The organism is uncultured Demequina sp. (genome assembly GCF_913055775.1).
GTDB lineage: Bacteria > Actinomycetota > Actinomycetes > Actinomycetales > Demequinaceae > Demequina.
The window spans coordinates 23,460-45,318 of record NZ_CAJXJX010000001.1 but is presented as its reverse complement, the minus strand read 5'-3'; the positions used below and the strand labels follow the sequence as shown (position 1 = coordinate 45,318).

At 65.3% G+C, this 21,859-nt stretch carries 9 protein-coding genes; all 9 read left to right on the top strand.

What is annotated here, in order from left to right; all coding sequences use genetic code 11:
* Nucleotides 1-16 precede the first annotated feature (16 nt).
* The 9 genes from QZ483_RS00165 (at nucleotide 17) to drmC (ending at nucleotide 21,825) form a co-directional block, all read left to right on the top strand.
* The gene (locus QZ483_RS00165) at nucleotides 17-1,219 is read left to right on the top strand and encodes a DUF6361 family protein (protein WP_297080821.1); all 1,203 of its coding nucleotides are present in this window, start codon (nucleotides 17-19) and stop codon (nucleotides 1,217-1,219) included.
* Nucleotides 1,216-3,042 carry a hypothetical protein gene (locus QZ483_RS00160; RefSeq protein WP_297080819.1) on the top strand — a complete coding sequence of 609 codons (1,827 nt, stop codon included), beginning with the start codon at nucleotides 1,216-1,218 and terminating at the stop codon, nucleotides 3,040-3,042. The genes QZ483_RS00165 and QZ483_RS00160 overlap by 4 nt, the downstream gene beginning before the upstream one ends.
* Nucleotides 3,039-6,251, top strand: coding sequence for a helicase-related protein (locus QZ483_RS00155; RefSeq protein ID WP_297080817.1), 3,213 nt, complete (start codon nucleotides 3,039-3,041; stop codon nucleotides 6,249-6,251). Before QZ483_RS00160 ends, QZ483_RS00155 begins: the two co-directional genes overlap by 4 nt.
* A gap of 5 nt (nucleotides 6,252-6,256) precedes the next feature.
* Nucleotides 6,257-8,056, top strand: a complete 1,800-nt coding sequence (locus tag QZ483_RS00150; protein WP_297080815.1) for a hypothetical protein — start codon at nucleotides 6,257-6,259, stop codon at nucleotides 8,054-8,056.
* 104 nt (nucleotides 8,057-8,160) lie between these two features.
* Nucleotides 8,161-11,313 (top strand): DISARM system SNF2-like helicase DrmD, encoded by a 3,153-nt coding sequence (gene drmD / locus QZ483_RS00145; RefSeq protein WP_297080813.1) that lies wholly within the window; start codon nucleotides 8,161-8,163, stop codon nucleotides 11,311-11,313.
* Between the two features lie 395 nt (nucleotides 11,314-11,708).
* Nucleotides 11,709-15,374, top strand: coding sequence for an Eco57I restriction-modification methylase domain-containing protein (locus tag QZ483_RS00140; protein ID WP_297080811.1), 3,666 nt, complete (start codon nucleotides 11,709-11,711; stop codon nucleotides 15,372-15,374).
* Nucleotides 15,371-19,093, top strand: a complete 3,723-nt coding sequence (gene drmA / locus QZ483_RS00135; protein WP_297080809.1) for a DISARM system helicase DrmA — start codon at nucleotides 15,371-15,373, stop codon at nucleotides 19,091-19,093. The genes QZ483_RS00140 and drmA overlap by 4 nt, the downstream gene beginning before the upstream one ends.
* Complete coding sequence (gene drmB, locus QZ483_RS00130) at nucleotides 19,086-21,098, top strand: DrmB family protein (protein WP_297080807.1); 2,013 nt, start codon at nucleotides 19,086-19,088, stop codon at nucleotides 21,096-21,098. Before drmA ends, drmB begins: the two co-directional genes overlap by 8 nt.
* Nucleotides 21,082-21,825, top strand: a complete 744-nt coding sequence (gene drmC / locus QZ483_RS00125) for a DISARM system phospholipase D-like protein DrmC (RefSeq protein ID WP_367117074.1) — start codon at nucleotides 21,082-21,084, stop codon at nucleotides 21,823-21,825. The genes drmB and drmC overlap by 17 nt, the downstream gene beginning before the upstream one ends.
* Nucleotides 21,826-21,859: the final 34 nt, after the last annotated feature.

Here is a 21,859-nt window from a genome sequence, read left to right as displayed (position 1 = left end):
GCGCCAGGATCACATCATGGCTTCGGCATTCGGATGGCTCGACAATGACGACGAGCAGCGCCGCCGCATGCTGGAGGTCGTCGACCTCTTCCGGGAGCAGGGGACCATTGACGAGCTGGGCATCGGCGCGATCCGCGACACCCTCGCGAATGCCATGTTCCCCGGCACGTCCACCCTGCACACACGACTTCGGTATGTCCTGTTCCTGCCGTGGCTCATGCAAGCCGCGTCGCGCAAGCACACGCCTGCGGAGATGTCTGCGGAGTTCCGGCACCTGCAGTACCGCCTCATCGACAGCCTGCTCGCGGGTGGTGAGACCGAAGGCGTCATGGGCAACGTCGCGCGGCGTTCACTCAAGAGGCTACCTAGTGACGTCTACTGGTCGGCGCTCGGCAACTGGGGCTTGGTGGACGCATCTTCCCCGAACGCCTACTACCGTCGCCTGTCGGACTTCAGGTCCCTGAGGGATAGGACCGCCGACGCCGACGACATCGACTCGCACATGACGCTGCCCGGCGACGGCATCGACGCCGAGCTTCCTCCGCCACCCGATGGACTTCTGGGCCAGGTGACCTTCGAACTGACTGCCCGCGAGGAGGAGTACCTCTCGTACCGGATCTCCTCGCGAACACGCGGAACGCTTCTCGCGTGGCTTACGCGCAACCCACCGCCCAACATGGACGGTCCGGATTCCGCGGGCTACCCGTGGGAAATTGGCAATACGGATCAGCTCCCACAGGATCTGCGCGACCTCGTCGACCACGCCCAGCGCTTCAGCGTCCTTGTTCACGGCGCCGCACTCGTCTACAACGTGGCGCTGGCGCGCAAAGGCGCACGAGAGGATGTGCTCGTCGGCCACGAGCATTCGCTCGCCGAGTGGCAGGACTCCGGCGCACGCGAGCTCGCCGCGACGTGGGACCGGGCTGCATGGTGGCGTCTCATCGGAACTCACAACCCTCAGCTTCGCCACACGACGCGGGCCTTCGTGGATTCTTGGGTGGACATCGCGAGCTCCCGAGGCGATCTCCTGACGAGCAGCGACGCGGCGCGGCTCGCCGAGACCCGCGAGCGCCAGATCAAGGGCAGCCGTGCCCGGTTCGTGAACCAGTCGGCGCTCGATCGCTGGTCAGGATCGAGCGGCCTTGGTCATCTCGACTTCCGCTGGGCCAACACTTCAGCGCATCTGCGCGACCTCTACCAGGCGAGGGGCGCCGCATGACACTCACCCCTGAGACGCGCGTGCTCCTCACAGATGCGCTGCGCCCGCCCGCTGGCATGGGCGTGGACGTCGCGGTCGGCACCACGTACTCGATGGACCTCACCGCAATGCTTCTGGCGCCGCTCTCGTTTGCGCTTGAGGACCGTATCGCCGGCTCGGACCTGGACGCAGCGGACCCTGTGCGATTGCTGGAGGCTGTACGCCGCTACGCGGACCGGACCACAGTGTTCTGCCAGGCGGGCGGCATCCATGTCCCGCCGAACTACCGCAGCATCTTGCTGTTCGTGGAGGAAAGCGTCCGCGAGGTGGTGGCGCCACGAGACGGCGCGATCTTCCATCCCAAGGTCTGGGTGCTTCGATTCGCGGACGAGTCACGGTCCTCGTTCCTTCACCGGGTCGTCGTGCTGAGCCGGAACATCACCTTCGATCGGTCGTGGGATACGGCGCTCGTGCTCGACGAGGCCCCGGGCGGGACCATCGACGCCGCGCCGATGGCCGGTTTCGTTGAGGCCCTGCCCGGTCTCGGCTTGCGCCCGCTTGCGACGGACCGCGCTCAGCAGATCGCCAGCCTCGCGAGCACGCTCCGGGAGACTCGGCTCGTCGTGCCGGCGCCTTTCACCTCGGGCGAGCTGCTGCCGATCGGCATTGACGGCGCCGAAGTGTGGCCCTTCCCGGACCGTGCTCGACGAGTCCTCGCAATCAGCCCGTTCCTGTCGCGCGCTGGGGTTCGCTCGCTCGGCACTCTTGCGAGCTCGCGGACGCTGATCACCCGGCAAGAGTCGCTCGACCTTCTTGGCGCCGATGCGCTCGCCGGCTGGGACACGAACGTCCTGCAGCGCTTGGCAGAGGTAGAGGCCGGCGCGGAGGTTGGCGAGGCCGAAGCCGTCGGCTTCGAGTTCGGCGGCGCCAACGAAGGACTTCATGCCAAGACCTTCATCGTGGATCTCGACGGAGGCACGTCCGAGGTCGTCACTGGCAGTGCCAACCTCACGAGCGCGCGTTGGGGAGGGAACGTCGAGTTCGACGTCGTACTGCGCGGCGCGACGCGCGAATGTGGCGTCAAGCAAGTACTCGATGGGACCGAAGAGGCGCCGGGTCTCATACGTATGCTCGAGCCCGCATCGGCTGCCGAAGCGGACGGGATCGACGACGCCCAGATCGCGACCACGTATGAGATCGAGGCATTCCATCGCGCCATCGCGGAGGCAGGCGTCTCTGCTCACGTCGCGACGATCGACGACGATCGCGCGCAGGTGGCTGTCGCGCTGGTGGTGCCGCCCGAGCCGCCGGGCAGCACCGTCGCATGGCCGATCTCCATCGCACGTGACGGCCATGCTCGCGAGCTCGCTGAGGTGATGGATTGGACCCTGGCGACGGATAACGTCACGCCGTTCGTCGCCCTGGAGACGACGGCGGGCATTGGCGACGCGAAGGTGAGCCGTCGGTGCGTGGTGAAGGCGGAGCTCACCGGCGACGTCGGCGACCGTCGCAAGAACGCTTTCGCTTCGGTGCTCAAGTCTCAGCGTGACGTGCTGCGATACCTGATCTTCTTGCTCGGTGACCCCGCGTACGACGCGCTGCTCGCGGAGCTTGCTGGCGCCGATGCGGTGGCCTGGGAAGGCGGGTACCGCGGTACCAACGAAGACGTGGCGCTGTTCGAACCGCTCGTGCACGCGGTCGGGCGCGACGACGCGGCGCTTGCGCGCATCGCCGGGGCGATGGACGAGCTCAGGCAGGCGCGCGGCGGTGCCGAACTGATGCCAGAGGGATTCGAGGACCTCTGGAACGTCGTGTGGTCCGTCCACACGGAGAAGCGCTCATGAGTGCGTCCCGAGAGCGTCCAGACACCGAGAGAATTCTCGGCAGCCTCAAGGACTTCCAGCGTCGCACGGTCGACTACGCGTTCCAGCGGCTATGGGCGGATGAGGACTGGACCAAGCGGTTCCTCGTGGCCGACGAGGTCGGGCTCGGCAAGACCATGATTGCGAAGGGCGTCATCGCCAAGGCTGTCGAGTACTTGTGGGACAAGGAAGACCGCATCGACATCGTCTACATCTGCTCGAACACCCAGATCGCGCGACAGAACCTCAGCCGTCTCAATGTCGTCGGAGGCGCCGAGCTGCGGCACGCTGACCGGCTCACGCTCCTACCCAAGGCGCTGCAAGACCTGCGCGCAGAGAAGGTCAACTTCATCTCGTTCACGCCTGGCACCTCGTTCAGCGACGGCGCGTCTGACGGCGCGTACCCAGAGCGGGTCCTTCTCTACTGGATGCTTGCTGCGCACTGGGGAAGGCGCAAGCTTGCGACTCGCCCCTGGAGGCGTTTCTTTCAGGGGCGAGTGGGAGAGGAGAACTTCCTGAAATACCTCCGAGACTTCGATCGCGGCACCCTCGACCATGAGTTGGTCTCCTCTTTCGGTCGAGCCGTTGAGCACGCGATCGGGCCGCGGGGCCGACCTCTCGTTGACGAACTCGAGGCGTGCGTCGATAGGTTTCGCAAGACCCGCGGCCAACCCAATTCGACCCTCCGCAACGAACGCAACCTCCTTGTTGGCCGGCTACGCCACGTGGTCGCCCGCGCTGCGGTCGAGCACCTCGAGCCCGACCTCGTGATCCTCGATGAGTTCCAGCGGTTCAAGGACGTGCTCGACGGCGAAGGCTACGGATCGGACCTCGCGCGAGAGGTGTTCGATCACGAGAAGGCGCGTGTGCTGCTCTTGTCCGCGACTCCATTCAAGATGTACACACTTCCCGACGAGCCGAGTGGCGATGACCACTACGACGACTTCCAACGCACCGTCGGCTTCCTCGCGGGTGAGGACGCGGCACGGGGTGTCCGCGACGATCTGCGCGTGATGAGGGAAGCGGCAGTGGCTGGTGGGCCGACCGCTGAGGCGCTCTGCGCCCGCGATCGCGTCGAGCAGACGCTGCGGCGTGTGATGAGCCGCATGGAGAGGTTGGCCTCGACACCCGACCGTGACGGGATGCTGCGCGAGGCGCCGATGCCCGGAGCGGTGATCGATCGCGCGGACCTACGGTCATGGGTGACCTTCGACGCAGCTGCCAGGCATCTCGACCGCCACGATGTCTTCGAGTACTGGCGTTCAAGTCCGTACCCGCTGAACCTGATGGAGCGGGGGACCTACCAGATCCGCAAGCGCTTCGAGGCGGCTGTCGAGACCGGTGACCCGTCGCTGGCACGACTCCTCGAGAAAGCGTCCGGGATGCTCAGCCGAGTCGACATCGCGTCGTACGCGCGAATCGACCCAGGCAATGCCAAGCTCCGAGGGCTGTTCGCCGACGTGCTCGACCGCGGAGCATGGAAGCTCGCATGGCTCCCGCCGTCGATGCCCTACTACGAGCTCGGAGCTGACTACGCGGACGAGCAGCTGCGTCGCTTCACCAAGCGGCTGATCTTCTCGGCATGGGCTGTGGTTCCCAAGGCCATCGCAGTGATGACGAGCTACGAGGCCGAGCGGCTGACGCTCGAGCACGCCGGGCTCGCCGGGCGGACGTACGACGAGCAGCGCGCCACCACCGCGCCGCTCCAGTACCGGCCTGCGGGCACGACCATGACTCTGCTCTACCCGTCGACCGCGCTTGCACGCGTCGCCGATCCGCTCGCCATCGCACGAGAGGTTGGCGCGATGCCGATGGATCGCGAACACATGATCGGGATTGTTCGAGAGCGGATCGAGACTCTGCTCGGTCGCTTGCCGCCGCTTCCGGACGTCGGGGGCGCGACGGACTCGCGGTGGTACTGGGTTGTGGCGGCGATGCTCGACCGGCACGTCGAGGGCGTGAGCGCGCGTGAGCTCTCGCGCTTGATCCGGGCGCGAGCGATCGACGAGGGCGATGGCACCAGCCGGCTGAGAGAGCACCTCGAACTTCTGGCACGTCTGGACTCTGTCGAAGAGCCGTCCGGCGCGGTCGCGCTCGGCCTGGGCGCCGTTCCGCACGACCTCGCCGGGGTGCTCACTGACGTCGCTATCGCAGGTCCTGGAGTCGTCGGCTTGCGCGCACTCTCGCGCATTGCAGGCGGCGCTGATGCACTCGGCGACGCTGCACTTCGAGGCGGCGCAGTGGAGATCGCACTGGGCCTGCGGTCGATGTTCAACAAGCCGGAGATCATCGCGCTGCTGCGGTCGCACGACGGCGAGGCGTACTGGCGCGGCGTCTTGCACCACGGCATCGACGGCGGCTTGCAGGCAGTGCTCGATGAGTATGTCCACGTCCTGCTCGAGTCGGAGGGGCTCCAGGATGCCGCTCCGGGCGCGCGCGCCGACCGGCTATCTGCCGTGATCGGCGAGGCGCTCTCGACACGCACCGCGACCAACGTGGTCGAAGACGTCTCGGTCGAATCGGGGCGCATCGAGCTCACGCCACATCGCGTCGGCAGTCACTTCGCCGCGCGCTATGGCCGCGCGCAGTCCGATGACAAGGCAGTGGTGCGCGAAGGTGCCGTGCGCGTCGCCTATAACTCGCCATTCAGGCCGTTTGTGCTTGCGTCGACGTCCGTGGGCCAGGAGGGTTTGGACTTTCACACTTATAGCCACGCGATTGTCCACTGGAACTTGCCCGGCAACCCGGTCGATCTTGAGCAGCGCGAGGGGCGGGTCCATCGATACAAGGGTCACGCAGTGCGGAAGAACGTGGCGCATGATCATCGGGCGGCGGCTCTCAATGCCCGCTACCACGACCCCTGGGAGGCCGCGTTCTCGTCCGCGGTGGCACGCCGGGCCGATGCCGAGTCCGAGGTCGTGCCGTTCTGGGTCTACCCGAGCTCCGACGGCGCCGCTATCGAGCGCTATGTGCCTGCCCAGCCGCTGAGTCGAGAGCTCCAGCACTACAACCGCTTGCTTCGGACGGTCGTCACTTACCGTCAGTTGCTTGGCCAACCCCGGCAGGACGATCTCCTAAGGGCGGTCGGCGAGTCGGCGGAGTGGATGCGAGTTGACCTGTCAGCGCCGAAGACGCGCGCCCTGCGGTTCGACGTCGTGCGCTCCCGGCGAATGCCGCCATCTGTAGGCTAGCCTCCATGGCAGAGCAAGTGAGGGTGCTTTTCCTGCACGGAATCAATAGTGCTGAGGTAGTGGACTGGCGCACGCCATTGAATGAGGCGCTGGCGGACTGCCAGCGTTCGCCCGTTGAGTTGACGGATGCCGTGGAACCGCACTACGACGATCTGCTCTCGACCGGCGCCGGCGATGAAGGGACATTGCCGCTCGAGGCCACTGATCGTGTAGCCAGATCTGACTTCGCTGCGCGGCAAAGCGTGGTGGCGCATCGCATCGCAGGTGCGAGGTTTGCTCCCGGCCGAGGGCCGCTGGACGATGCGACGCTGGAGAAGGTGAGCGTGGCGGCCTTCCCGATGTTTGCCCAGGTACGTGCGTTCCTCGCCGCCGACAGCCATCCAACTATCATCAGGCGTGTACTCCACGGCCTCGGAAACGCTGAAGGTGACTGGGTCGTTATCGCGCACTCTCTTGGGACCGCGGTCGCGTTGGAATTGCTCGGTCAACTTCCGGAGCGCATGAATATCAAGCTGCTCCTGACTCTCGGCTCGCCGCTCGGGCGCCAAACCTTCAGAAAGTTCGCAGAGAAGTCGTACAAGCACGCGAACCTTGCGGCGGTGGAAGCGTGGGTCAACGTGTACAACTCGTTGGACTTCGTGCCGAACGCGGGCGGGATTGGCGGCCCGATCCCGGAGGCTGTCAATCTTGCGCTCAATGGGCGATTCAGGGACCACGGCGTTGCGCATGCGCTGCAGCAGCCGCAGATTTGCAGGGAGATCGGCAACGCCCTCTATGGTGTCCGAGAGCGCGGGGTCGTGCCGTCTAGGGAAGGTCCCGATCGGGACGAGTGGTCGGGCAGCGACCTCCTGACCGCTGTCACGATGCAGCACTCCTACCGCATTGAGATGGCTCTGCAGACTTCGCCTCAGCGAGGCGCTAAAGACAAGCGGGAACGTGTCCGTGGTATACGCGAGTGGTTGGCCTCGCAGGCGCTGAAGGCCGCAGAGGATTCTGGGTCGCGGCCGATCTTCAATGACCTCGACCGAGACATGAAGCCTTGGCTGCACGGCAGGGTTGCTCCGGAACAGATCCCGATGTTCTTGGTCCACCTTTATCGAGTGGATCCCTTACTGCCATTCAGCGTGGACTACTCCAAAGTCGCGCCCGGAGTGCGTCGCCAAGTAGCGATGGATTTTGGCATTCTCGAGAATTACGTCGACATCGTCGAGAGTGCGGTCGACGAGGTCAAGACAGTTGGGGAGGAACAGGGACGGGCAGTCAAGCGCGTCGCGACGCTGGCAACGGCAGTTGTTCTGGCAGGTGTGGCGGTGGTGGCAGCACCGTTTCTTGCCGTCGCGGCTGCACCTGCAGGTCTTGCCGGAGGAGCAGCCTTTCTTGCAGGGCTGTCGGCCTTGGGGCCGGGAGGCATCGCAGGCGGCCTGATGGTGGTTGGTGGCGTCGCCGGCGTAGGGAGTGGCGCCGCGGTCACGCTCGGGAGAACGCTCGGCGCTCAATCGTCGGAGGCGGTTCTCGCGGGACTCCGAGACCTCCTCGCGGCACGCCTCGTCGCCGAACGCATTGGAGTCGACACGGCACCGGGCTTTGAGTGGGTAGCTGCCGGCAATGCACTCATCGAAGCGACCGACGAGCTGCTTGCCTTCGAGGAGCTCAACGACTCTTCCGGGCAGGGCAAGAAGCTCACGCAGGATGCGAAGAAGAAGGTCGACGGCGTTCAGCGTCTGATGGAGTGGATGGTAACCCGAGGCATGGTGCCGCCAGACAGCGTCATGATCGAGGCCGAAGCGCACAGCGAAGGTGCCTGAGTGCGACGCGCGTCACACGGCTTCGCCAGCGGATCGACGCGCCCGATAGTCTCCGAGAAGCTCCAACTGCACGCCCGCGTGCTGCCTCGCGATAGGGAAGATCCTTGACTGCCGTACCTACCACGCCAGAGCCCGGCCAGATCGTTGACGTCCGCGGAGAGGTCTGGGCCGTCTCCGACGTGCGAGAACAGGCGTTGCCACGCAGCCCTGCAGACGACGGTCGGCCGCGCCTCAACCACGTGGTGTCGCTCCAGTCCCTCGCGGAAGACCGCCTGGGCGAGGAACTCGACGTGGTTTGGGAACTCGAGGTCGGTCATTCGATCGCGCCGGATCAAGGTCTGCCGGAGGTGATCTCCGAAGACGGCTTCGATGACCCCAACATGCTCGCGGCATACGTAGACGCTGTGCGGTGGGGAGCGGTCACCACCGCGAACCCCTCGGCCTTCCAAGCTCCCTTCCGTTCTGGCGCAAACGTCGAGGCCTACCAACTCGAGCCACTGCGGAGGGCGCTTCAGGCACCGCGCGCCAACCTGCTGCTCGCAGATGACGTGGGCCTCGGAAAGACCATCGAGGCCGGTCTCGTCATCCAGGAGCTCCTGCTCCGTCACCGGGCCCGCTCCGTGGCGGTCGTGTGTCCTCCGAGCCTCGCCACCAAGTGGCAGGAGGAGATGCGGGACAAGTTCGGTCTCGACTTCGTCATCGTCAACAGCGAGCTCATGGCAGAGGTCCGCCGCACCCACGGGCTCGGGGCCAACCCGCTCAAGCTCTTCCCCCGGGTCATCATCAGCATGGCGTGGCTCCCCGGCCTGCGTGCCCAGCGCCTGGTGCGCGACGTCCTGAGCGACGTCGGCATCGAAAACTCAGCGCGGCGTTACGCGTTCGACATCCTCGTAGTCGACGAGGCTCACCATGCCGCGCCCTCGAGCCCGTCGCGGGTTGGCCAGGCTCGCGGCTACGCAGTGGACAGCCAGCGCACGAGAGCGGTACGCGCGCTAGCGAAGCAATGCGAGCATCGCCTGTTCCTCAGCGCCACGCCGCACAACGGGCACACCGAGTCGTTCACCGCTCTCCTCGAGATGGTCGACGACCGCCGCTTCAGCCGCGGCGCACTCGTCGACGAGAAGGCTCTCGCCGAGGTCACCGTGCGCCGACTCAAGCGCGACATCGCGGAGAAGAACTTCCGCAAGCGCGAAGTCAAGACGATCACCTTCAGCCCCTCTGATGACGAGGCGGAGGCGTTCGAAACGCTCGACAGCATCTTGACCGAGAGTGCACGCGCCAACGACACGAAGCGCGGCGGCGACATCGTGTCGATGCTGCTCAAGAAGCGTTTCCTGTCGAGTCCGTACGCGTTCGCGTCCACGCTGAGTCTCTACGCCCAAGCCGCAACAGGGAGCTCGGAGTGGGAACCGGAGGATGACTACTACCTGGAAGTCCTAGGGAGCAGCCAGAGCGACGAGGAAGAGGGCGCCGTCGAGCACCCGGAGTTCGATGCCCTCCGCAAGTCGAAGGGCAACAATCCCTTGGTCGCGGCGACGCCGGAGCAGATCGCGACACTCAGCGCATGGGGCCTGTCGTACGAGCACAAGCCGGACTCCCGCCTGAGCGCCCTGATCGAGTGGCTCGACGCCATCTGTCGCCCGGCCCAGCCTCACTGGTCCAACGAGCGCGTGGTGATCTTCACGGAGTACGCTTCCACGCTCGAGTGGATCGTCAGCAACCTCCGGCAGCGCGGATACGACGAGTCTCGCCTGGGAGTCATCCAGGGCTCGACGGATGCGGAGGAACGCGCCGACGTGCGCGCGCGTTTCACCGCCAATCCCGCCCAGGATCCCATTCGCGTGCTCGTCGCCACCGACTCGGCAGGCGAGGGCATCGACCTTCAGAATCACTGCCATCGTCTCGTCAACTTCGATGTCCCGTTCAACCCGTCGCGGCTCGAGCAGCGCATCGGCCGCATCGACCGGTACGGACAGACCGAAACTCCGCAGATCTTCCAGTTCTTGCCCGAGTCGACCGCAGCGACGTATGCCGCAGACATGGACTTCATGCGGCGCGTCGCCGAGAAGGTGTCCACCATTGCGGGTGACCTCGGTTCCGTGAACCCCGTCATCGACTCTGACATTCAGGGTCACTTCGGCAGCATCGCGATAGCAACGGAAAAGGCGGGTGCGGACAAGAACACCCAAGCCGTCAACCGCGCGATGGCGGGCAGCGCCCAGCTCAATCGAGAACTCACGCAACTGGCTCGCACCTTCGACTCTCAGAAGGAGCGCATGCACCTCACTGCGTCTAACGGCAGGAGGGTCGTCGACACAGCCCTCGCCGTGACCGCGCAGCCTGCGCTTCGCGAGGTCGGCAGTGACCTGACAGACGCTGAGGTATTCGAGCTCCCTCCGTTGGCTCGCGGCTGGCAGAACGCGACGTCAGGGCTCGCCACGCGCCTGCAGCCGGACACGCTCCGTCCCATCACGTTCGCAGACGACATCGCTGAGGACGATCCCGACGAGACCATCGTGCGGGTGCACCTGGGTCATGCGCTCATGCGGAAGGCGTCGCGAACCCTGCGGGCATCGCTCTTCAGCGCCGACGCCGCCATGAACCGCGTCACGGCCGTGGTGGTCGACGATCTCGAGGAGTCCTGCGTCGCCGCCGCGAGCCGTCTCGTACTCGTGGGTCGCGGGGGTCTCCGCCTTCATGAGGAGGTCTTCCTCGCGGGCGTACGTCTGCGAGGTCAGGCGCTCGCGGAGGCGAAGGTCGAGGCGCTGCTCGAACGCACCTTGGACGACCCGGATCTCACGCTCGCCGACGCAGACCTTCGCAGTCACGTCTCGCAGCTATGGACTGCCGAGGGAGGGCGTTTGCGGACGCGTTTGGAAAACGCGATGCATCGCCGGGCCGATGCGCGGCGCGAGAGCGTGAGTAGCGACCTTGAGAAGCGCGAGGCCGCGGACATCGCGCGCGCGGAGCAAATCTATGGCGCATTCCGGCTCAACTTGCAAGAGTCCGTGGCGACGATGCGGCGCTCGCTCGAGGAGGAGCGCGAGGCCCTGTTCTCGATGAACCCCGACCAGTTGCGCCAGTACCGCAAGGACATCGAGTCGATTGAGCGGCGACTCAACGAACTAGCCGACGAGGAAGCGCGAGAGATCGCCGAGCTTCGGGCGCGGTACGTGGATGTGCAGCCGTACGTCTCTGCGGCGGCCGTCGTGTTCGCGCTGACGCCGGCCGATGCGGCGGCAGGGAGGGTGTCATGAAGCCGCCTGTGAAGCCGGTTGCCCAGCGCTATCGCGAGTGGCTCGAGTTGGTCGATCGCGACGGACCTTTCGTGTCCGTCCCCGCATTGCGCAAGGTGTGGCCGCAAGGCGTTCCGGCCATGGACGACGGTGCCAAGGCCGCGCTTCGCGACGCGAAGCCGCAGTTTGAGCGTACGTGGGACGCGCACACGAGCGACCCCTCAGCGGAGGGCGCGGCAGTCTCGTACCGCGACGCCCGGGACGCGTGGGTCAGGGTAGTTCTCGAGTCGACAGCGGGGTGGGGCACCCATCTGGTTGACGCAGCATCCTCGCCTCACCTGAAGCCCATCGAGTCTCCAGACGGCTCCGTCTCAGTGGCTCCCACGCTCGCCTTCTCGCGAGAAGGCTCGGCGCACATGCTCGTTCTAGCCGTCGACGCGGCCACAAACCTGCGCGAGCCAGGAACCGATGGCTGGGCGGCGAGCCCCATCGATCGCATGGAACACCTGTTGCGAGAGAACAAGGTGCCCGTCGGGGTCGTCACGGACGGCCGATGGTGGGGTCTTGTCAGCGCGCCGGAGGATGCCCTGGTGGCGTCCGGAATCGTCGACGCCCAAACGTGGATCGAGGAGCCAGACGTGCGCGACGGGTTCCTCGCGCTCCTGAGCCCCATCCGACTCGCAGGAGGCAAGCCCGAGGAGCGAACGGCCGCCATTTTCGCGGACTCGGTGACAGCAGCTGAGGACCTCACGGTCGCCCTGGGCACTCAGGTGCGCCGGGCGGTCGAACTGCTGGTGGGCGCCTTCTCGGACGGACTGCTGTCAGCGCGTGAGACGGGCAAGCCGGATCCGCTGCCCGCGGATCGCCATCGCGTCTATGACGCGGCGGTGACGGTGATGATGCGCGTCGTGTTCCTGCTCTTCGCCGAGGACCGCGCCATGATGCCGCAGTCCGCGCTCTACGTCGATGGTTACGGTATGGGCGGCCAGTTGCGAGCCCTCGAACGGCGCCTCAACCACGAAGACGCCGAGTCGCTCGACGCGACAAGCGACACCTGGCACCGGCTTCTGGCGACCTCGCGTGCCCTATACGAGGGCGTCAGTGCTGAAGACATGCGGCTTCCCTCATACGGCGGGTCCCTGTTCGACCCGTCGAGGTTTGAGTTCCTCGAGTCCCGCGACGAGGTCGGGGCCCTTGCCGTGACCGTCTCCGACCGCGTCATGCTTGAAGTGCTCCGGGCACTGCAGTACGCCACCATCGGCGGTCAGCGGCGTCCGGTCTCGTTCCGAGACGTGGATGTCGAGCAGATCGGCTACATCTACGAGGGTCTGCTCGGCTATACGGCGCGGGAGGTCGATGAGACGACGCTGGGCCTGCTCGGACGCGAAGGTGAGGAACCGGAGATCCCCCTTGAGACGATGGAGGGCCTGGCCGCGGAGAGCCCCGACCTCAAGAAGCTTTCCCAGAGCGTGCTCGCATGGGTCAAGGCTTCTCAGCCGGCGGCGAAGGCGCCCTCAGGAGCCGCTCTGGCAAAGGCACTCGCAGCCGACATTGACGACGACGCCGAGAGGGCGCTCGTGGCAGTGACGCGCGACCTGGTCCTGCGCGACCGTCTGCGACCATTCGCTGGGGCTGTCCGCCGCGACCTCCGTGACCGCATGGTGGTCATTCCGGTAGGTGGCCTTATCGTCGCCGAGACGCCGTCTCGAGCAACGTCAGGCGCGCACTACACGCCCAAGGACCTCGCGCGAGAAGTAGTGCTGCACGCGCTCGAGCCCGTGGTCTACCAGCCTGGGCCGTATCAGACGCCCAACAGGGACGAGTGGCGCCTCCTCTCCTCGGATCAGATCCTCAATCTGAAGGTCGCGGACATCGCCTGCGGCTCTGGAGCGTTTCTTGTCTCGGCTGCGGAGTACCTCGCCGACAAGGTGATCGAGGCGTGGACGGATGAGGGTGTTGCATCCGCTCAGGCCGAGCACCTCCGCGTGAGAGCGCGCCGCCAGGTGGTCGCGCGCTGCCTGTACGGCGCTGACATCAACGGCATGGCAGTCGAGATGTGCAAGATCTCACTGTGGCTTGTCTCGCTCGACCCGGACCTGCCGTTCTCCTTCGTGGACGACAAGGTGTTGCATGGCAACTCGCTCCTGGGCATCACGTCGACGAAGCAGCTCGAGGCGCTGCACATTGATCCCGATGCGGTCGCTTCCCGGTCGCGCAGCCAGCACGCCGGCCTCCTCTGGGCGGCCGAAGGGGATGAAGCGGGCTACGTGGAGTCGCTCGACGTGGATGCGACGATTCGTCGTGCGGTCGACCTGCGGCGCAACCTCGCGACGGCGGTGGACGATGCGGATCCCCAACGCTCATCGCGCACGAAGCGGCGCCTCTGGGACGAGTACCAGGAGACCGTCGCGCAACTTGCGCACGTCGCGGACGGGATCATCGCCGCAGGGCTTCCACTCGGCGGCAAGCCAGGCAAGAAGCTGAACGAGGCGTACGAGAGCCTTCGCATCGCTGTCGACCGTGCTTATGGCGCGGGTGGAGGAGACTCCACGATGCTCGACTCCATCGTCGACGTGGGGCTCACGCCCGAGGTCGAGACGGACTACGAGCGCTGGAAGCCTCTCCATTGGCCGCTCGCCGTGCCGGACGTCATGGAGCGCGGCGGCTTCGACGCGGTCATCGGCAATCCGCCATTTCTTGGCGGGCAGAAGCTGACGGCTGCTGTTGGTGCCAGAGTCCGCGACTGGTTCGTAAACGTACTCGCTGGCGGAACTCGCGGATCCGCTGACCTCGTTGCCTACTTCCTGCTACGTGCACATTCGCTGGCCTCTCCTCACGGCTCATTGGGTCTTATTGCGACAAATACGGTGGCGCAAGGGGACACGCGAGAAGTCGGACTCGATCAGTTGGTGTCGTCGGGTTTCACGATCGCACGTTGTGTCCAGTCGCGCGCGTGGCCTGCCAAGAGTGCAAACCTGGAGTACGCGGCTTTGTGGGGGAGCGATGGCGCGGTCTCGGAGCTGGTGTCGAGATTCGCTGACGGCCTGGAGGTCCGACGCATTTCATCCTTGCTCGAGGCCGCGGGGCGAATTGATGCGAGACCCGCGCGTCTGAGCGAGAATTCTGGCATCGCGTTTCAGGGGTGCATCGTTTTTGGCGACGGCTTTGTGCTCGACCCGAGCGAAGCGGAAGCGCTAATCAAGGCGGATCCAAAGAACCGAGAAGTAGTCCGGCCCTACCTAAACGGCGACGATCTCAACTCCCGACCTGACAGTGCGCCGTCGCGTTGGGTCATTGACATGCGAGACCGCACATTGAGCGAAGCGGAGTGTTTCAAGGAGCCGTTCATGCGGCTGGACAGGATGGTACGTCCTGATCGGGCAAAGAAGACCAAATCGACGGGATCAGTGCCATGGTGGCAGTTTCTTCGAAGTCGAGCAAAGATGCGTTTGGCAATCGCAGGTCTTAGCGAATACGTGGCGATTGCGCAGACGAGTAATACCCTAATGCCCGTGCGAGCATCCGCGGGAATCGTTCCGAGCCACGCGCTCATTGTGTTTGCGACCGAGTCTCGGGCGTTCCAGGCGGTAGTCAGCAGTTCCCTTCATCAGTTGTGGGTATCAAAATACGGCACCACCATGCGCAAGGATCTGCGCTATACGCCATCGGACGTCTTTGAGACTTTCCCCCGGCCCGAGTCGACGGATGAGCTCGATGAGGTTGGCCGTGTGTTGGAATCTGAGCGCCGCGAGATCATGCTGCGCCGCGATCTCGGTCTCACCAAGCTCTACAACCTCGTGAACGACCCGTCGGTCGTGGACTCGGCTGACGCTGACGTTGCGCGCATGCGAGAGATTCACGTCCAGCTCGACGAGGCGGTCATGGCGGCCTACGGCTGGGACGACGTTCCACTCGACCACGGTCTTCACACCTACCGTCAGATGGAACGCTGGACCGTGAGCCCTGCCGCTCGCGTCGAGGTACTCGATCGACTGTTGGAGGAGAATCTGCGACGTGCCGGCGCTCAAGGCGACGCGGCACTGGTCGAAGACGACGACGAGGAAGAAGGTGACGTCGAGTGACGGACACGCCCACCACGAAGCCTGACCGTCCCGTCGAATACGCGCTGGCACACGCGCCGGATGGGGCCTCGTGGACCGACCGAGAGAACCTCACCGACATCCTCGAGCGCGAGCTGCTCGGTCCCGCCAATGGCGAGAACGAGGTGCTCGAGGCCCAGCCCGACGCGCTATACCTGGTCGGTCGCATCGCACCCGCGAAACTCGTCGAAGGGCCCACTCCTGCAGCGGGCGGTGACGACGAGACTGACAGCGAAGTTGTTGATGACTCCGAGCATCTCGACCGCGGCGTGCCCGTCGAGCCGGACGGCAACGATCCCGTCGCCAATGATGACGACGGAGGCGAGGACGCCCCCCTGCGGCGCGGCCTCATGATCCCCGCCTCGATGGGGCTACGTTTCCAGGTGCCCCGCGACCTGGAGTCGGTGACGGTTCACTCCTCGTGGGGGACCTATCACTCGCAGCGCTCAGACGAGGAGACGCCTTCTGGCCGCCCCGTACGCCGCTACGCGCGAAAGGACCATCTTCACCACAGCATCGTCCCGGTGCAGTCGTTCACGCCCGGCGAGACGGAGACCATCGTGCTCGAGGACCGAGTGGTGCTCCGTGTCGACGTGATGGACCAAGGCGACATGCGCATCGTCGAACTCGCCCTGTGCAACGACAAGCACACCCCGCGTCGCATCCCCGTCGATGCGTGGCTTTATCAGACGCGTCTCGACATCGACGCCGGTGGCAACGACGTGTTCCTGCCGGTCACCGATCCGCTCGCGGACGGTGGTGCTGAGACCGACTACGAACTCGCGCGACTCGAGCTTCAGTATCGTGACAGGCTCGAGTTCGCCGTGGGCCGCACGTGCTCGGTGGACTGGGCGCCGATGAATCCTGAATCGCGTCGTACGACGCACGTGCGGACCACGTGGCTGCCCGTCTCCGAGACGCCTCAGACTCGCGCTCGCGAGATTGAAGGTGCCACTCTGGACATGCTCGCACTCGCCGATCTCGCCGACGCCGGTGACGGCACAGCGTTGGCGAACGCGCTGCGCCCCATCGTCGACGGCTATGACGCGTGGATTGCCGAGCGTCAGTTGGAAGCCGAGGGGCTGCCGGAGCACCTGCGCGAGACCGCCCTCGACGCCGTTGAGGATGCTACTGCCGTTGCGGTGCAACTTCGCGCAGGCCTGGACTTCCTCACTGTGGACGCGGAAACGCAACTGTGCTTCGGATTCATGAACCGTGTGATGGCTGACCAACGTATTCAGAGCCAGGCCGCTGAGAAGCGAAAGGCGAAGCCCGGGTTGTCATTGGCGCAGGCCGTCGAGCAGGTCAAGGCAGACGGCCCCAAGGCGCACTCGTGGCGCACGTTCCAGATTGCCTTCGTGCTCATGCAAATCGAAGCGCTGGCCAAGCCTCACTTGGACCGTAGGTCAAGCGACGTCGCCCGAGCCGAGCTTCTGTTCTTCCCGACCGGTGGTGGCAAGACCGAGGCCTACCTGGGCCTCGCTGCATTCACGTTCGCGATCCGGCGGCGCCAGGGTGTGATCGAGTCTCCCGACGGCAAGCTCGACGGGTGCGCCGGCATCGCGGTGCTAATGCGCTACACGCTCCGCCTGCTCACGGCGCAGCAGTTCCAGCGAGCGACGGCGCTGGTATGTGCCGCGGAGGTTGCACGACTCAGGGCTCCGGAGTTCTGGGGCGACGAGCCCTTCCGCATCGGCCTGTGGGTGGGCACTGCCGTGTCCCCCAAGCGCTACCCCGAGGCGGCTGCGCAACTCGCGAAAGCATCGTCTGAAGGCAGCAAGCGCGGACTGACGGTCCTGCAGCTCAAGCGCTGTCCATGGTGCGGGTCGCCGATTGACGCCAAGAACGTCAAGGGTTCCGACGTCGAGCGCCGCATCCGCGTGTACTGCGGCGATGAGTTCGGCGATTGTCCCTTCTCCGAAGGTGGCTCTGCGGGGGAGGGGCTGCCGGTCCTCACCGTCGACGAGGAGATCTATCGACTCACGCCCTCCTTCGTGATCGCCACCGTTGACAAGTTCGCGCGGTTGGCGCGCGAAGGGGAGGCGGCCTCCCTATTCGGGTACGTGACGGAGAAGTGCGCGCGACACGGTTGCGTGCACCCCGACTCCTCGGGCTGTGACCTGTCGCCTGGCGGCAAGCACCCGGCCAAGGATGGCCGACCAGCCGAGGGCAAGGCCCCCGTGGAGCGGCTACGTCCGCCCGACCTGGTCATCCAGGACGAGCTACACCTCATCACGGGCGCACTGGGAACCGCTGTCGGCGCCTTTGAGACGGCGATCGACCTGATGTGCAGCTGGAGGGACGGCGAGGGACGGCCGGTGCGGGCGCTTGTCGTGGCGTCGACGGCTACGGTTCGCAACGCTGCTGCGCAGATCCGGGGCCTGTATGGCCGCAAGCCGACGATCTTCCCTCCGCAGGTTCTCGACGTTTCCGACACCTACTTCTCTGCCGAAGTCCCGGTCTCACGTGAGACACCCGGCCGCCGCTACGTGGGCGTGAGCACCACGGGGGTACGTCTGACTGCTGCCGAGATTGTCGTTGCCGGGACCCTGCTCTCGGCGGGCCAGCTGCTGGGGGACCGGGCTTCGGCGAGCACGCCATTCAGCGCGGACCCCTACATGACGCTCGTCGCCTACTTCAATGCCACCCGTGAACTGGCGGGCATGGCCCGCTACATGCGCGATGACGTGCAGACTGCCGTGCGGAAGAAGCGAGCGGGAAAGAACTTCCCGCAGCGCTTTGGCACTGAACCGAACGGGCTGCACATCGCAGAGCTGACGTCCCGCGCATCGTCTACCGACATCACCGCCACCTTGGATCAAATGGCGGTGGAGTTTGGTGCCGAGTGGGACACGACAGCGGCACGTCGCGCCCGTGCCGAGAACCGCAGGGCAGGAGAGACGATCTCGTATCGAGACGTCGTTCCGTTCGACACGGTGCTCGCGACGTCGATGCTTCAGGTGGGTGTCGACGTCACTCGCTTGGGTTTGATGATGGTGGTGGGCCAGCCCAAGAACACCGCCGAGTACATTCAGGCGTCCTCTCGTGTGGGTCGAGACGCGGGCCGGCCCGGACTCGTCGTGACTCTGGGGAACTGGGCACGGCCCCGCGACTTGGCGCACTTCGAGCAGTTCCGTCACTACCACGAGACGTTCTACTCGCAGGTGGAGCCGCTCTCGGTCACGCCGTACTCGTTGACAGCGATCGAGCGCCTGTTTGATGGTGTCCTTGTGGGTGCCGCACGCGTCCTCGACACTCGGGCGGAGGACACGGTGTCCACCGAGAAGGGTGCGGGCAATGTGTCGACGGCCAAAGACCGGCTCAAGGGCATGATCGAAGTGATCGTCTCGCGTGCCAAAGTGGCCGGCGGGGAGTCGGAGGCGAAAGAGGTGTCCGAGCGGCTGCTGAACCGGCTTGGCCAGTGGGAGAAGCGAAAGGCGTTCGCGGTCTCGCACGGCAAGGAACTGGTCTATGAGCGGGTGACCGATGAGACGAAGCAGGCTGCCTTGCTCTTGTCGCCTGAAAGTTCGCGAGCGCTGTCCGACACGCCCGACACGCCTCCGCTCATCGTCGCCAACTCCATGCGTGAGGTGCAGCCGGAGATCAACGTGCTCGTGACGCCGCTCAAGGAGAAGCTGATGGCCTTCGAGTTGACGCATGCTCCTGCTTGGCAGGCATCCCAGGGAAGTGACGATGACTGAGACATCGCCGAATGAGGCAGTCCTCGATCCGCTTGGGGACCAGGACGCGACGAGTGCGCAGAAGACGTCGCGCAATCGCGCAAAGGTTGGCGCGGCTCGACCGTCGTCGTTGCTGTACACCTACGGTCCCGGCGCTGTGATGGACCTGCCGCAACTGACAGCCATGCCCGCAGGGCTCGACGACTGGGACCGCATCTGGGACCGACGTGAGAGCGTGCCGACGATTCACGCGCCGCGCCTCCTAGCAGTAGTGAAGAACTTCCTCCCAGGTGTCACACAATTGCGCCCCTTCCCCTGGGCACCGAGCCGGTCCTTCGCGGACAAGGAGGGCGAGGACCTTGGTGTTCCGGCGCGGATCTTCCCGCAATGGCTCAGGTGCACCGGGTGCAACAAGCTGGGGCCACTCAGCCAGTTCAACTACGTCAACACGAACCCCTTCCGCCCCGACGAGGCACGCTTTGAGCACCGGAAGTGCCCAGGTCCGGACGGCCGCATCCGCAAGAACCCCTCGCAAGTAGTCGCTGCACGTTACCTATTGGCGTGCACCGACGGTCACCTCGACGAGTTTCCTTACGACTGGTGGGTGCACCAGGGGCAGGCGTGCTCATCCGGAGCGGAGATTCGTCCACTTGCGATGCTCGAGCGCACCGTCGGCAAGGGTGCGTCCGCCACCATCGAGTGCAAGGCCTGTGGGCTTCGGCGTCCCATGAACGAGGCTCAAGGTGACGCTGGCCGCGACAAGCTGCCGCGCTGTCGTGGGCGGCACCCGCACTTGGCGGCTTTCTCCAAGAACGGGTGCGTGAACCAGGCGCGTGTGATGTTGCTCGGTGCCTCGAACCTGTGGTTTCCCGCCACCCAGTCGGTCATCGTGATGCCCGAGAGCGAGACCGAAACCGTCATGACTCGTGGTGACGAGCTGCGGGCCGCGATCGGTCCGAAGAAGCTCGAGAAGTACCACGCCGATGTGGACCGCATCCGCGAGGAGCTGGACGATGTCGAATCGCGCCTGGTGGATCTGTCGGACGACGACCTTGTTGCTGCTATTGCCGCGTCGATGGCGCCACCGCCGAGCGAGGAAGAGCGTCAAGCGGAGCTTGCGCGATTCGATCCGATCGACCTACTGGTACCGGAGTGGAACTACCTGCAGCGGGATCCCGCTGGTGCTCATCATGTAGATGAGCAGACTGGCCTGGCGCTTACTGGGTTGGGCGACCTCCATCGCGATCTGCGTGAACTCGGGGTGTCCCGGGGGCTTGCGGTCGACAGTCTGCGCAAGGTTAATGCTCTTGTGGGATTCACGCGCATCGACGAGATGGAGCGCGCGAACGACCTGCCTTCGAGGCTGGTGCCGCTGACTCGGAGTGCCCGTGCAGAGTGGGCAGTGGCGACCGAAGACCGTGGCGAAGGCATCTTCCTCCAACTTGACGAAGCGCGGGTTGCGGAGTGGGAAGCCAAGATCGAGTCGACTGACCTCTGGGAGGCGCACCGGGCGTCCCACCAGCGGAACTTCGATGCTCGGTTCTCGGAGACCTCGAAGGATGTCGACGCGGACTCGAGGTTCATGCCCGCGCGGTACTGGCTGGCGCACACGTTTGGCCATCTGCTGATTCGTGAGATGGCGATGTACTCGGGTTATTCGGCGGCAAGCCTGTCCGAGCGTGTGTACGCATGGAAAGCGACTGACGAACGCCCTGCTGCTGCGGGTCTGCTCATCGTGACGACCGCATCGGACTCGGACGGGACGCTCGGCGGCCTGGTGAGCCTCAGCGAGCGGTCGTCGCTCAACCGGATCGTGGATCGGGCGCTGACGCGTTCGCACCGCTGCTCGTCCGACCCAGTATGTGCGCAGCGAGTGCCCAAGGACCCGGAGGACTTTCTCCACGGGGCGGCGTGTCACACCTGCGCAATGGCGTCCGAGACCTCGTGCGAGCGGGCCAACCGCTTCCTTGACCGCCGGCTCGTAGTGGACCTACCTGGGTACGGCGGGTATGGCTTCTTCTCCTGACCTCGGGGACGCAATGCGCCGTCTCGGAGAGACTCTGAGCGGGACGGAGGCACGCCTTGTTGCGTCGTCACTTGATGCGGACGAGAGTTTCGGGTCAGCGCTGAGTGTCCTGGGAGCGGAGCAGCGGGCTGAGGTATCTGCACTGGCTGTGACGCACGGCTTGCGTGCTCGACGGGAGGTCCTTGTCGCGGCTCTGTGGGCGATCGAGGGTGCCAAGTCGCAGGTGACCTCGGTGGACGCGATCTGGACCATGCCGGGGCACCTGGCTCAGTCAGGTGCGTTGACAGGCTCGCTGGTAGATCTCGTTCGGAGCGCGCGGCACTCCGTCGTGGCATCAACGTTCAATTTCCAGGAGTCATCCGGGATGTGGGACGAACTCCAGGCGGCCGCATCGCGCGACGGAGTCTTGGTCACTGTCTACGTCGACGCAGAAGCAGCCGGCAGTGGCTACGGGCCGAATGCGAGGCAGATCGCCGAGACGCTTGCTCCTGGAAAGATCTACGCGACCAAGCCCTTCGATGGCAGGGCCGTGCGCAATCACGCCAAGTTCATCTCAGTCGATCATCGGTTCGTAGTGGTCACGAGTGCAAACATGTCCTGGAGCGCCGAGAACGCCAACGTCGAGCTGGGTGTTAGGGTCAATGACTCGGCTTTCTCCGAGCGCCTCGAGCGTCAAATGCGCGAAGCCCGCGGGTCGCTGTATTCCCAGGTCTCCTCGGATCTTTGAGGCTCGTGAGACCCGCACGCGCGGTTGTAGCAAG